Raw genomic sequence first — 13,506 nt, 5'->3', positions numbered from 1 at the left:
CAATATTCTTCAACCTGATTTCCAAGAGACCTGACATGACTCACGTCGTCACCGAAGCCTGTATCAAGTGCAAATACACCGACTGTGTGGACGTGTGCCCGGTGGACTGCTTCCGCGAAGGCCCGAACTTCCTGGTCATTGACCCGGATGAGTGCATCGACTGCGCTGTCTGCATTCCCGAGTGCCCGGCCAACGCCATCCTTCCCGAAGAAGATGTGCCTGGCAACCAACAGGAATTCATCGGTATCAACGCCGACCTCGCCAAGGTGTGGCCCAGCATCACCAAGCGCAAGGATGCGCTGCCGGATGCCGATGAGTGGAAGGACAAGACCGGCAAGCTGCCTTTGCTGGTTCGCTGATGCGACAGACCCTGCATGATCCAGACTGATGTGCTTGTGATCGGGGCAGGCCCCGCGGGCCTGTTCCAGGCGTTTCAGCTGGGTTTGCTGGGTCTGCGTGTGCAGGTGGTCGATGCGCTACCGGAGGCCGGTGGCCAGTGTGTGGCGCTCTACCCTGACAAACCCATCTACGACGTGCCGGGTATCCCGGTATGCACAGGACGGCAACTGAGCCAGCAACTGCTGGAGCAGATCCGTCCTTTTGTTCGTCTGGGCGAATCACTGCACCTGGGTGTGCGGGTGGATCACGTGGTGGCGAAAACAGGTGGTGGCTACGAGGTCCGGACACACGACGGACAGGCTTTCACCACCAGCGCCATCGTGGTTGCCGCTGGTGCAGGAGCTTTCACACCCAAGGGGCTCAATCTGCCCGGCCTTGACGAAGGCACATCTCACCTGCACTACCACCTCCCCGCCGAAGAAGCGATGGCGTCGTGGCGAGGCGAACAGGTGCTGGTTGCAGGTGGTGGCGATGAAGCACTGGAGGCCGCAGAACAGCTGATCAAGCTGCCTGAATCACATCGTCCGTCACGGGTGACGCTGATGCACCGCCGCGATGTGTTCCAGGCCGAAGCCGAGCTGGTGGAGCGCATCAAGGCATACATCGCCTCTGGTGAGCTGGGGTGGGTGCAAGGCGTTCCCCAAGAAGCTTTGATCACTGAAGGTCGTGTGCATGGCCTGGCCCTGGTCAATGCCGACGGTACGCACATCGTGACGTTTGATCACCTCCTCGTTCGGCAAGGCATGAGCCCCAAGCTGGGCCCATTGACCGACTGGGGGATGGCCCTGGACCGCAAGCAGGTGCTGGTGAATCCGGTGACTTTTCAGAGCTCGCTTGACGGGGTGTATGCGGTTGGTGACATCAACACCTACCCTGGCAAAAAGCGGCTGCTGGTTTGCGCGTTTCACGAAGCCACGATGGCGGCACATGCCCTGCAGGCCTATCTGAAACCCGACGAGTCGCAACTGCTGCAATACACCACCACCAGCACCCTGTTGAAGCAGCGCCTGGGCGTGCTGTGACGCGGATGATGCGTGAATCAGACAGCATTGTTTGATTTCGCCAACAAGGCGCAAAAACAGGGCCCCACTTGCGCACTTTTGAAAAAAGATGCTATAGTTACGTTCTCGGTTGACGACAGCAACGAAACAAACGAAGCAGTCAACAACTGAACCGACATATTCCCCGATAGCTCAGTCGGTAGAGCGCCGGACTGTTAATCCGTAGGTCCCTGGTTCGAGCCCAGGTCGGGGAGCCAAACAAAGCAAAAGAGCCCGCTTCACGCGGGCTCTTTTCATTTCCGGATGCCGGATGTGGTCACAACTTGGGCAATTTGCCCATGCGGTCGCGGGCATCGTCGTCGCGAAGCCGATGTGGCAAGGGGGCCGACACCAGCAAGGCCACCAGCCCCCCAATGACCGTGGCAAACAAACGGTGTTCAGAGTTGATCACCGGACCGCCCTGCCCGATCGACACCAGAAACACGACCGACATGGTGACGCAGGCGGAAAAAATCTCGTAGCTGGCCTTTTGCAGGGTATAGCTCAGGGCAATGGCCACCACGGCACCCAGTGCCAGCGCGTGGTGGTTGTCAGCAAAGCCAAGCCCCCAGGCGATTGCCAGCAGGCTGCCACTGGCGGTACCCAGCAAGCGAGCCCCCCCACGCGCACGGGTATCGTGCAAGCCAGGCTTGAGCACGATCAGCGCCGTGATAGGTGCCCAGTAATCAAAGGTCAGGCCAATCATGCGGGCCACCATGAGGCTGATCAGCACTGCAGCGGCGGCGCGGCATGCGTGCGCGGTGGTGATACCTGGCTGAGGTGGCTCCCCCAGGGCCAGCGGCAGACGCTGCACCGGCCGGGTGAACAAGGATGCCACGCCAATGGCCACGATGATCTCGGTGGTGCCGCCGATGAGCACCGCCAGGGCCCGTTCCATGGCCACGTTGACGCCACCCGGAAAGTAACCGGCCATCATGAAGGCGATGACCAGTTGCAGCGCAACCCACCACAGATCTTCATTGAGCAGAGCCAGGGCCGCGCAGACGGCCGCCAGCAGCGCCGACACCAGCGCAGACAGCGGGAACCATTGCCCCACCAACGTACCCAACGCCCCGCTCACGCTCATGCCCAGCATGGCTGCTGCCATGGCACCCCAACGCATCCCACCCAGGTCGCGAGACAAGCCAAACCCGACCGAGAAAGCGGCCCCGGCAGCCACCGCCGCATGATAAGGATCGGTCATCTGCCTGCCCACAAACAGAATCAGCGCGATACCGGGCACGCCGACCGCGGCCAAACGCCAGTGACGTGGTGTGAACAGTTCGCTCAGGCGCTTCATGTCGTGGTGGTACAGGGATAGAGTCCACGCTCATTTTCAGCGAGTCAGGCCACAAACTGAAAAGGCCTTGCACGCATGCAAGGCCTTTGTCGAGTGGAAGATACACGCCTCAGCGCATCTCGAACAACTCGCGATGGAAAGCCGCTTGTGGCAGCCCATGCGACTTGAAGTTCTGCCACAAGCTTGCACCGAAGCCGGATGGCCCGCAGAACCAGATGCTGGATGCCTTCCAGCCCGGTACCAGCGCCCTGATCTTGTCCGCATCGAGCCGGCCATTCGTGGCATCGTGGAACAGATGCAGGCGCACCCCGGCAGCCTCGGCATCAGCCTTGAGCTGGTCAATCGCCGCCGACTCATACACGGCCGTGGCATGGAACAGGTCGATCGGTTTGTCTGCCCCGCCTTGCTGCGCCAGTTGCTTGAGGCGGGCGATGAACGGTGTGATGCCGATGCCGCCGCCCACCCAGATCTGGCTGGCCTGCTGGTCTTCGAAATTGAAGCAGCCGTAGGGGCCCTCCACCGTCACCGGCAAGCCAGCTTCGACGAGGCCCGGCATCGCTGCGGTGTGATCGCCCAAGGCCTTGGTGATGAAGGTGAGCTGCCGCGTCTGTGGAGACCAGGCAGACGCGATGGTGAAGGGGTGTGCACCCTCGCGCTGGTCAAAGGTGACAAAGGCGAACTGACCTGCCTGATGCCCAGCCCAGCCAGGTTGCAGTTCGATGCGGGTTTCAAGCACGTGTGACGCTGGGTAGGACTGGACAGCTACGACTTGGCCGCGCACTTTGCGACGCGACCCCACCCGGCCAGTCAGTACCAGCACCGCACAGATGCTGCCAACTGCCATGAGGCTGGCCATGAGCAACCCCACCGGTTGAAGCCAATAGCTGAACTGCAGCAGGATGACGGAGTGGAAAACCAGCCCCAGGTAAAGCGCAGCCAGAACCGTGTGGGTTTTCGCAAACCACCGGTAAGGGAAGCGCTTGACCAGCGCCAGCACCAGTAAGACGGCCGCCGCGTAAAAAGCCCACTCACCCACGGTTTCTGCCAGACCGCGCTGGCTTCTGAACAGTCCTTCCAGGGTCGCGAGATCAGGCCCGCCTGCGCGTGGACGACGTGCGGGACGCACCAGCCACCCCCAGCCCACCATCCATTTGGTGCCCTGCCCCAGCCACCAGTGGGCCACCGAGGTCACCAGCGCCGTGATGCCCAGCCACTTGTGCAGGCGGTACATCTTGTCGAGGCCGTCCAGATGGGGTTCAAGCCAACGTGGGCGCGCAGCCAGCACCAAGCACAGGCTCATGGCCCCGATGGCCAGCACGCCGGAGAACTGCATGAACTTGGCGCGGAACGCAAAGTAGCTGAAAGGCTGAGGCACCAGGGTATCTGCCATCAACCACAGGCCGGCCAGCAGCACCAGCACAACGGCAAGCGCACGGGAAATCTTCGTCATCACTCTACCTGTCAAGCCAGCCGGAACAACTCGGCTGCATTGCCACCAAGGATAGCGCCCTTGTCCGATTCGCTGATATCCAGGGATTGGATGTAGCTCACCCCCTCGAGGAACCAGTCACGGCGAATCGGATAGGAACCACCATAGAGGATGCTGTTGGCACCGAGCACCTTGACGGCACATTCAAGCTGGGCCTTGCCCCACTGCGGCGCACCGGAGATGTCGAAACGGATATTGCGGCGCAGCTGTTCGCGCAAGCGCCCACCCTGCGACTCAAAGCGGTCCACCTCGTCATGCAGCTCGGCCTGGGCGCTCTTGGGCGGGAACAGCATGTCGACGAAGGCAAAGAACCCTCCACCCAGCATGGAATGGCTGAGGATCAGGTCGGGCACGTCATCAAACAAACCACTGAAGATTTCGCGCCCCACAGCGGTTGCCTGGGCGACGCAACGACCATACTGGCGGCGCTGGTTGGTGTAGGGGACGATGGAAGCGAAGTCAACCGGCAAAGGCGTGTGGTGCACCACCGCCGGCACGCCGAGTGCCGCAACGGCCTTCAGGTGGGGGCGAAATGCCATGTCGTCGAGATAGAGGTTGCCGTAGTGAGCCGCCATCTGCACGCCACTGAAGCCCAGCTCCTTGATGCAGCGTTCCATCTCGCGGACGCTTTCACGGGTGCCCCAGGGCGGAACAATCGCCAGCGCAGCAAACCGTGTCGGGCTGCGCCGGATGTGGGCGGCCATGGCATCGTTGACGAGCTTGCAGGTGTCCAGGTCCAGCCACTCCTGCCAACAAGGCATGCGAAACACCGCCCGGTCGATGCCAGCCTTGTCCATGTCGGCCAGTCGGCCTTCGTGGCTGTACTGGTTCTCGGCATAGTTCAACACCTCGTAGCCTTCTGGCTGCTCGATGATGATCTGACGCTTGCCCGGATCGCCGGGAATAGGTGTCAGCTTGGCATGGATGCCGTATTGGCGTGGCACGGCACCTGTAAAGGCTTCGAGCAGGCGCTCGTTGGAAAACAGATCCTCTGGCAGCCAATGCATATTGGCATCGATCACAGGGGTATTCATGGTCTGTCCTTTCATTCGACTCGCTTACAGAGTCATCAATGCATACGGGCTTGATAGGGGCTGAAAAAGCCCTCACCAGCCCACGAGGGTGTGGCTTCCAGCGTCAACGGCATACCCTTCACAAAGCTGCTGGCCAGATTCGGGTCACCTTGGCCGTCATAACGGGCCACGGCCGGATAGGGGTAAAGGGGGCGGCTGCGCTGCACGGTGGAAGCGCTGTCCAAACTGGGGGGGCGCATGGCGGCCAGGTCACCCTTGGGTGGTGCCCCATTCGGCATACCAAAGCCGCTAGGGCGTTGACTGGGTTGGGGCGTGCTGGCCTCGACACGGTCTGGTGCCTGGCCTTGTTCGACCCAAGCCAGCATGGGTGTCAGGAAGTCCACCGCGCTGGGGCCTTCTCCGCCGCTGCAGTGGTTGACCCCGGGCAAGAGATAAAGACGCTCGGAGGCCGCCACCCGGTCGGAACCGACTGTGCGCAGCAGGGCCTCGTGGTATGCGATGGAGGTACGCGGAGAAATATGAGGATCACTCCAGCCATGCCAAAGGATCAGCTTGCCGCCCCGAGCAAAGAAGCGGCGCAGATCCGGGTTGGTGGCATCGTTCAGGGGATGCAGCACCTTGAGACGCACCAGATCCTGCTCCGTAAAGGTCAGATCGGACAGCTTCTTGATGGATGGTGAATCGTCTGCGTAGAGCACCGGCAGGGCCCCTTGTGCAATCGACTCACTGGCAACCGCCTGATCCGCACCAAAAGGCACAAAAACCCCTGCCCAGGCTAACTCCGACCCGTATTGAGGCCCACCCACCAACAAGCGCACACCCGTGGTTGGGTCCCGTGGCCCTTCGTAGATTCGCCGGGCTGCCACAACCTCGTCAGCGCGCAGGCAGGTACTGGTTTCCGTGGCAGAGGCAGGGCACTGTATGGAGGCGGGATCGAAATGGCAGACGCGCGGGTCCGTGATCAGCCCATCGTGCACACCATCGAGCTCGTCACAAGCCTTCAGCACTGCCTCGTGCAGCACAGGCAAACGGCTGGCGACCAGCACAGCCTTGCCGTCGGCGCCACGGTTACTGGCTGCCACCCAGGCGTGATAAAGCCCGTTTTGTGACTGGAAGTTCATGGCTGCGGCGCCCGCGATGATGCCGTCGAAGTCATCAGGGAAGCGCTGCGCTTCCATCAGGGCTTCGCGCCCGCCATCAGAGCAGCCACTGAAATAGGCATGGCGCTGAGCCTGACCGTAAAACACCTGGATGAGGCGCTTGGCCGCCAGCGCTGTCAGATGCTGGGCTCGATAAGCGAAGTCAACACGCTTTTGCGGATCTTTGGCAAAGCTGCCATCCATCCCGCCTTGGTGTCCCATGTCCGTTCCGGCAAGGACAAAGCCATTGGCCTTCAAGGGCACACAGCCATCGGCTGCCCCGACTTCCAGAGAAACACGCCCACACAGGCCACCACAGCCCACCTGAAGGAAGCGCTGCGTCCATCCCTGCATGGGCAAGGACACCTGAAAGGTGATGCTAGGGGCCAGCACACCGGTGACCAGGCACACAGCAGCAGCGCCCTCCCCACGCCTTTCAGCCGTTTGGACTTTACTGCCCCGCCCGCCGACAGCGACCAAGTTCACCTTGACCAGACGCTCGCAAGAGGTGACCGGCGTCACGGATTGCAGATCCCCGCTGACACCTGTCGGTTTGGCCAGCACACCGGACCATGGGGTCAGCGTGCATGCCAACAAGAGCAACAAATACGCACTCACGCGCTTGCACAACATGACCATGCCCTCATCTAAGATGATCTGGTCGGCCTGTGCCTTACACGTCTACACAAACCAACCCAATTGGTTGATAATGTCATCCATCATGCGCAACAAAGTTGAACTTGTCAACCAATCCGGCGGAGACACGGCCCACGCGGTCTTTGAGGCCGTGCATTCGGTCATGCACGCACTTCGTTCTAAGCAGTACCGCGCGCTGAAAGACAGCCCCTATGACCTCAGCCACCTCGAAGGCAAGGCGCTGGCGTTCTTCGCACACCACCCCGGCGCTACATTGAGCGATCTGGTCGCTCGCTCGGGGCGAGACAAGGGGCAGACTGCACGCCTGATTGCGGCCCTGCGCGACATGGACTTGCTGACAGCACAAGCGGATGAACGGGATCGCCGCAGCACCCGCCTGACACTGTCTCCGCAAGGTCAGACCGTGCATGCGCTGCTCGAAGCACAGGAGCAGCGCCTGTCCGCCGCAGCGATCGATGGCATGACGGCCGAAGAATGCGCGCAACTGATTGCCCTGCTGGGCAAGGTCAGGGCCAACCTGGATGAGGCTGCCTGACCAGAGCTGTGCAGTTCAGCGTGCCCAGCCGCCACCGAGGGCCATGAACACGGCCAACTGGTCTTGCGCCACTTGCACGTTGGCCCGCGCTACGGCCAGTTGAGAGGCGGTCACACTCTGGTCCGCATCGAGGCGGACACGAACCGGCATCCGCCCAGCCTGAACCATGCGGCGGTTCTGGTCGGAAACCGTTTGCAACGCCTGCCTGGAAGCCTGCACCGACTGCCGCTGCTCCAGGTCATGGGCGTAGGCGGACAAAGCCGTCTCGGTTTCACGCAGCGCATTGAGCACCACGCCATCAAATTGCGCGAGGGCGGCCGACTGATCGGCTTCAGCCGCTTGCACACGGGCACGGGCGCCGCTGTCCGGGATATGCCAGCTGATGAGGGGCCCGATCGACCAGCGCTGCGTTGGTGCCTGGCCCAGGTGGTCCAGGATGCCCGTCAACCCGACGCCGGCACCCAGCGAAATGCTGGGGTAGAGATCGGCCGTGGCCACACCGATACGGGCCGTCGATGCCGCCAGCAGCCGCTCGGCCTGCCGGACATCAGGGCGACGCTTGAGCAGGGCTGCCCCATCGCCCACAGGCAAGGGCTGCTTGAGGGCGGGCATGGCCTGACACACCGGGATGGACTGTGTCATCGCTTGCGGTGGCTGCCCGGCCAACTGGGCCAGACGGAAAGTGGCACGATCACGCTCGGCCTTGTACCGAGGCAGTTCAGCCTGCCAGCTGTTGACCAATGCCTGTGCACGCTCCACATCGGTGACCGACCCACGGCCGGCCTGGTACATACGGGATGCAAGGCCCCATTGCTGCTGCTGGAGTACCAGCGCCTGCCGGGTGACCTCGCTGAGGGTGTCGGCCGCGCAGACCTGCAGATAGGCGCGCACGGTTTCACCCACGACCGAGACCCGCACCAGGTCCATGGCCGCTTCCGTGGCCTGCACATTCGCCTCGGCCGCCTCACTGGCTCGCGCCAGCTGACCGAACAGGTCGAGCTGGTAAGACACATGCGCACCAACGTCGCCCAGGTTGAACACCGGCACCTTGGTTTCCAGCAGATAGGCTTCACCGGCCACCTGCGCCCGCTCTACGCTGGCGGACACCGCCGCATGCGGGCCACCGATATCCTTCACCTCATCGGCTACCGACAAGGCACGCTGCAGATGCGCTTGCGCCACCCTCAGATCGGTGTTGGCGGACAGGCTGGACGCCACCAGTTGATTCAACACAGCGTCGTCATAGAGCTTCCACCAGCCCTGCGGCACATCGCCGAGCGACACCACGGCGGGGTCCTTTACCAGGAAGGCACCTTGCGCCTTGGGGTGCTGATAGGCGGCTTTTTCCGGAAGCTGATACTGCGGACCGACCGTGGTGCACGCCGCCAGCGCCAGCGTGAGGGCTGACAACGAGGCCGGCAGGAAAGCAGGCAGCCGCGAGCCTGACATCATGGACTTCACTTCTGCCCCCCCTGCTTGCTTGCCCCGCCCTGCTGCTCCACCACGGACACGGTAGCGGTGCGACCGGCAATCAAGCGGATGTCAGATGGCTTCTCGTCCAGCACGATGCGCACCGGGATGCGCTGAGCCAATCGAACCCAGTTGAAAGTGGGGTTCACATTGGGCAGCAAGTTGCTGCCATTGCTGCGGTCACGGTCTTCAATGCCGGCAGCGATGCTCTGCACATGCCCCTTCAGATCACGCGGCGCCCCCATGATGCGCACCAACACGGGCTGGTTGGGTTGCACCCGCTCCAGCTTGGTCTCCTCGAAATACCCGTCCACATGAACTGAATTGGCATCGACCACGGACAGCACAGGCTGACCGGAGTGGACGTAGTCACCCTGGTGTGGTGCACGGTCATTGAGGTAGCCGTCTACCGGGCTGCGCACCTCGGTACGCTCCAGATTGAGTTTGGCCAGCCTGAGAGCGGACTCGGCCCCGTCGACGGCAGCCTGCAATTGCTGGACCTTGGCATCGGCTTCTTCGAGGCTTTCCTTGGCGACCAGGTCAGACAACCCGCGGCTACGTGTCGCTTCACGGCGGGCCTGGGCCAGACTGGCTTTCTGGGCAGCCAGGTTGGCCGTGGCCTGTTCCGCAGCCAACTGGTAGCGCGCATGGTCGACCACAAACAGCACATCGCCGCGCTTGATGGGCTGGTTGTCCTTGACGCGCACGTCGGTCACCAGCCCGCCCACATCAGGCGACACCTGCCAGACATCGGCGCGGACATGCCCGTCACGGGTCCAGGGCGAGTTGATGTAGTACTCCCACAGATGGTGAACCACAACCAAGGCGGCCGAGACGGCCACCAGGGTCAGCACGACGGGAAAGATCTGTTTTGCTTGCAGTTTCATCATGAATGCCATCAACGCGTCAGAACGACCATGCCACCCAGCACGACCACATACAGCGCCAGGTTGAACAGGGAGCGGTGCCAGATATGGCGGTAGGCGCCGAGGCGGTCCAGCACACGCCAGATCACGCTGGCCGCCACAAATGCCAGCAAGGCCGGCGCAAAAAAGGCGGGGAAATAGATGCCGTAGAACTCGAACTCACCAATCATGTGAACCTCTTCATGCGGGCTTGGTCTGTGTCGGTGCCAGCGTCAAACGCAACTCGACCAGGGCGTGCGCGGCCTGCGTGGCTGCCTGGCTGTCTTCCTGGTGCACGTGCGCCAGCGCCGTCTGAATGAGTGTTCCCAACGGCTCTGCCGCCTGCGCACGAGCGCGCCCCAACAGGGCCAGGTAATGCGTCGAGACCGCCTCCAGCACACGCTGCACGGCGGCTCGAGCTACCGGGCCCAGGAACTTCTCGTCCTGCTGCAGATCCAGCACACTGAAGCCCACCCGCAACTCGCTGAAACCGTCGGTAGGCTTGTCGTCACCGCTGGCCGACAGCCTGGGCACCAATTGCCCCAGTCGATCCAGCATGCGGGCATTGAGGACCGCATGGTCATCGGAGTGCTCTCCGGCCGCCATCCGGGCCAGGTCGTCCCAGCTGGAGTGAACCAGGCGCCGCATGGCCAGCTTGGCACCGAACGGGCGCGTCACCAGGGTCCACACCAGCGCGTACAGAATGCCCACGACACTGGCCAGACTCATGTTGAAGTAGCTGGGGAAGTCGGCGTTGTAGGCGCCGGACAAACCCATCACCGATGCCATGGCCACGGTCAGCGTCATGGCGATCATCGTGAACTGCGGCCGGGTGGCCAGCAGACCGCCCAGGATGAAGGGCGCCATCAAGGACATCACCAGGGTTTCGTACTCGTGTGCCAGCGGGATGATGAGAAACAGCAGCGCCGCAGCCACCACGATCAGGACGGTGTTCCAGATGAAGAAGGACTTCTGTGCGCGTGCCGGCTCGTCGAGGGCAGAGAAAAAGCACGAGGCGATGGCCGCCATGGAGACCAGGCTGCCCTTGTCATCCCACCCCATCCACATCCACCCCAGGCAGCACAGGAAGATGGCGACACAGACCGAGGTGGCAGAAAAGGTCACGATGCCAAAGTCATGGTGACGAGCCTGGCTGCCAACTTCCCAGCGGTCGAAGTAAAAGGCTCTGGCCGGTTGAGGCAACTGTTGTGCAATGGTGTCGCGCAGCATCTGACAGTCCAGCCACAAGCTCACCAGGGCATGCAGCCGAGTACGCAGATGCCCCAGCACGGCTGCGCGTGAAGGGTCCGTTGCCTGCGCCTCTGGCAGAGGCTTGTCCAGCAGCCCGAGCAAACGCTGCCCTTCATCGTGCATGGCGGGGCCAGACGGCAGCGCAAGCCAGTCCGCAACGGCTTGCATCTGGCCTGCCTCGTCAGCCGGCACCCCACCGTCTTGCTGTTTCAGCTCGGACAAGGTCACGGACAAGGACGACAGGATGGGCAGCAGCATGGCCAGACGGTCACGCAGCCCGCGGGTGTGTGCCACCAGACGGGTGTTGATGGTGTCGTACGACAACTGCAGGATGAACTGATCAAGTGCCAGGATGTCGGAGGCGAGCTGGTGCCGGGTGAACACCTTGACAGGCTGTGCACCATCTGAAGTCGACAAGATGGCGGCAGCCCAGCCTGCAGCATCTTTCAGCCAGGCATGGAGCTTGGCCTGCAGCAGCGGCAAGATGCGGGTGGGAAACACCACGGCAGACACCACGCTGGCACACAGGATGCCCAGCAGGATCTCCTCGCTGCGCGCGATGGCAATGTCGAAGATCTGCTCCGGTGTGGTGATGGCAGGCAAGGCAATCAGGCCCAGGGAATACGCCGCCAGCATGTACAGGTAGCTGCGAGGGGTGCGGTCCAGCAGCGCGAAATACATCAACAGCCCGGTCCACAGCGCCAGCACCAGGCTGAACAACACGGGCTCACTGCCCAGGGTGGGCACGATCACGACCGACGCCGCAGCCCCCAGCAAGGTACCCAGTGCACGGTAAACGCCCTTGGAGCGCGTCGCACCAGACAGTGGATGCGAGACCACATAGACGGTGGCCATCGCCCAATAAGGACGTGGCAAGCCCAGCGCCAGCGCACAGTACAGTGCGAGCATGGCGGCCACAAAGGCTTTCACCGAAAACAGCCAATCTCTCCAAGTAGGCAATACCATCTACCGCCGTCCGTCAGATGCCGAGAGACAAAGTGCCCTCGTCACCTAGTTCATGTTTGTATTGTTCATTAATGTATCATCTAGTTTGTTTGCGTGCACAACAGGATCAACATGTCCGACGACGCCATCCCTGAAGAAAAACGACTGGAACTGATCGCGGGCCGCTACCCTGGCTACCCGAAGCAGGCTGCTTCCGTGATCCGTTCTGCCAAACTGATCGGCAAACGCATCCAGGACTCGGCCAATACAACCCTGCACCCCACGGGGTTGAGCCATCCTGAGTTCACCATCTTGCTGATGTTGTACGGGTCGGAGGCCTTCACCTTGACGCCTTCCCTGCTGGGGGCGGCCGCAGGTGAAAAACTGGCCAATGTCACCCGCCTGACAGACCAGTTGAGTGCCAAGGGCCTGATCGTGCGGAGACAGGCCGAGGACGACCGCCGCAAGATCGAGGTCACACTGAGCCCCGAGGGCGTCCAGCAGATTGAACAATTGCTGCCCATCGTCAGCGATGACATTCGCGCTTTGACGGCCGGATTGACCGACGAGGAACTCAGCCAACTGGCCAAACTGCAGCGCAAGCTCCTGCTGACCGCACCAGAGCACCTGCGCGGCTGAACTTGACCAAGCCATGTATGTGACTTAGTTCACACCTGACATGGCAGATGGTCTCAGCGGATGTAGGGGTCTTCGTCCGCCTGTCACACACCTTGGGAATAGTCCGCTGCGTCGAAGGTGGACTTTCAAGAGGTGTGACGTGGAATTGAGCATTCCCTACTCGAAGACGGACAAGGGCTGGGAGGTGATCCGCGAGCGCAGCGCAGGTCTGGCGCCTGCCATGCGGGCGCTGCTGATCATGATGGATGGCAAAAAGCCCCTGCTGGATGCGCTGCCCGCACTCAAGGCACTGTCGCTCAAGGTCGAGGATGTCCACGCGCTGGTCGACAAAGGGCTGCTGATGCCGGTGGCCAAAGCCGCCTCTGCCGTGGCCGCCAAAGCTCAACCGGCAGCCAGAGCCACCGTGGCATCCGCTGTACAGGAAACACCGGCCGTCGCAACACCAGCGCCCGCTGCACCGAAAAGCAACCGTTCGCTGGCTGCCGCCAAGTTTTATGCACTGGATCAGTTGGGCCGCATCCTGGGACACCGCGATGAACACCTGCGGGTGGCCGCTCGCGAGGTCATTGACCACCCCAGCCTGATGTCATGGCTCGCCGTATGCGTCGAAGAACTGCACCACATCGCCGGCCCGGACCGTGCCGAGCTCTTTCACAGCAAGACCATCGAGTTGCTACCTGACGAGTTGCTGCCGCAGTGCTGA

At 62.1% G+C, this 13,506-nt stretch carries 13 protein-coding genes and 1 tRNA gene; 6 read left to right on the top strand and 8 right to left on the bottom strand.

What is annotated here, in order from left to right:
• Positions 1-35 precede the first annotated feature (35 nt).
• The 3 genes from fdxA to ACE3PH_RS14785 all read left to right on the top strand — a co-directional run bounded on the left by fdxA (position 36) and on the right by ACE3PH_RS14785 (position 1,657).
• A complete protein-coding gene (gene fdxA, locus ACE3PH_RS14795; protein ID WP_374320439.1) occupies positions 36-359 on the top strand; it encodes a ferredoxin FdxA in 324 nt (107 codons plus the stop codon).
• 15 nt (positions 360-374) lie between these two features.
• Positions 375-1,421: an NAD(P)/FAD-dependent oxidoreductase gene (locus ACE3PH_RS14790; RefSeq protein ID WP_374320437.1), complete on the top strand. Its 1,047-nt coding sequence runs from the start codon at positions 375-377 to the stop codon at positions 1,419-1,421.
• Positions 1,422-1,581: 160 nt separating this feature from the next.
• Positions 1,582-1,657: transfer RNA gene (locus ACE3PH_RS14785), tRNA-Asn, on the top strand.
• Positions 1,658-1,716: 59 nt separating this feature from the next.
• Here ACE3PH_RS14785 and ACE3PH_RS14780 read toward each other — a convergent pair.
• From ACE3PH_RS14780 to ACE3PH_RS14765, 4 genes are all read right to left on the bottom strand, one after another.
• Positions 1,717-2,739, bottom strand: a complete 1,023-nt coding sequence (locus ACE3PH_RS14780; protein ID WP_374320435.1) for an FUSC family protein — start codon at positions 2,737-2,739, stop codon at positions 1,717-1,719.
• Between the two features lie 109 nt (positions 2,740-2,848).
• Complete coding sequence (locus ACE3PH_RS14775) at positions 2,849-4,189, bottom strand: ferric reductase-like transmembrane domain-containing protein (RefSeq protein WP_374320433.1); 1,341 nt, start codon at positions 4,187-4,189, stop codon at positions 2,849-2,851.
• Positions 4,190-4,200: 11 nt separating this feature from the next.
• A complete protein-coding gene (locus ACE3PH_RS14770) occupies positions 4,201-5,262 on the bottom strand; it encodes an amidohydrolase family protein (RefSeq protein ID WP_374320431.1) in 1,062 nt (353 codons plus the stop codon).
• Positions 5,263-5,297: 35 nt separating this feature from the next.
• Positions 5,298-7,034, bottom strand: coding sequence for a tannase/feruloyl esterase family alpha/beta hydrolase (locus ACE3PH_RS14765; protein WP_374320429.1), 1,737 nt, complete (start codon positions 7,032-7,034; stop codon positions 5,298-5,300).
• A gap of 88 nt (positions 7,035-7,122) precedes the next feature.
• Here ACE3PH_RS14765 and ACE3PH_RS14760 point away from each other — a divergent pair, with 88 nt between their 5' ends.
• Positions 7,123-7,593, top strand: coding sequence for a MarR family winged helix-turn-helix transcriptional regulator (locus ACE3PH_RS14760; protein ID WP_374320427.1), 471 nt, complete (start codon positions 7,123-7,125; stop codon positions 7,591-7,593).
• A 15-nt stretch (positions 7,594-7,608) separates the two neighbouring features.
• Here ACE3PH_RS14760 and ACE3PH_RS14755 read toward each other — a convergent pair whose 3' ends face one another.
• From ACE3PH_RS14755 to ACE3PH_RS14740, 4 genes are read right to left on the bottom strand one after another with little or no spacing between them, the layout of a single operon-like run.
• Positions 7,609-9,045 carry an efflux transporter outer membrane subunit gene (locus tag ACE3PH_RS14755; RefSeq protein WP_374320425.1) on the bottom strand — a complete coding sequence of 479 codons (1,437 nt, stop codon included), beginning with the start codon at positions 9,043-9,045 and terminating at the stop codon, positions 7,609-7,611.
• A gap of 5 nt (positions 9,046-9,050) precedes the next feature.
• Entirely contained in the window at positions 9,051-9,950 is a 900-nt protein-coding gene (locus ACE3PH_RS14750; RefSeq protein ID WP_374320517.1) for an efflux RND transporter periplasmic adaptor subunit, read from the bottom strand.
• 11 nt (positions 9,951-9,961) lie between these two features.
• Positions 9,962-10,159 (bottom strand): DUF1656 domain-containing protein, encoded by a 198-nt coding sequence (locus tag ACE3PH_RS14745; RefSeq protein WP_374320423.1) that lies wholly within the window; start codon positions 10,157-10,159, stop codon positions 9,962-9,964.
• A gap of 10 nt (positions 10,160-10,169) precedes the next feature.
• Positions 10,170-12,185 (bottom strand): FUSC family protein, encoded by a 2,016-nt coding sequence (locus tag ACE3PH_RS14740; protein WP_374320421.1) that lies wholly within the window; start codon positions 12,183-12,185, stop codon positions 10,170-10,172.
• A 111-nt stretch (positions 12,186-12,296) separates the two neighbouring features.
• Here ACE3PH_RS14740 and ACE3PH_RS14735 point away from each other — a divergent pair, with 111 nt between their 5' ends.
• Complete coding sequence (locus ACE3PH_RS14735) at positions 12,297-12,803, top strand: MarR family winged helix-turn-helix transcriptional regulator (protein WP_374320419.1); 507 nt, start codon at positions 12,297-12,299, stop codon at positions 12,801-12,803.
• A 139-nt stretch (positions 12,804-12,942) separates the two neighbouring features.
• Complete coding sequence (locus ACE3PH_RS14730) at positions 12,943-13,506, top strand: hypothetical protein (protein ID WP_374320417.1); 564 nt, start codon at positions 12,943-12,945, stop codon at positions 13,504-13,506.

Origin of the sequence: Aquabacterium sp., assembly GCF_041909175.1 — a bacterium.
Lineage (GTDB): Bacteria > Pseudomonadota > Gammaproteobacteria > Burkholderiales > Burkholderiaceae_C > Aquabacterium.
This window is presented reverse-complemented; position numbering and strand designations above follow the sequence as displayed.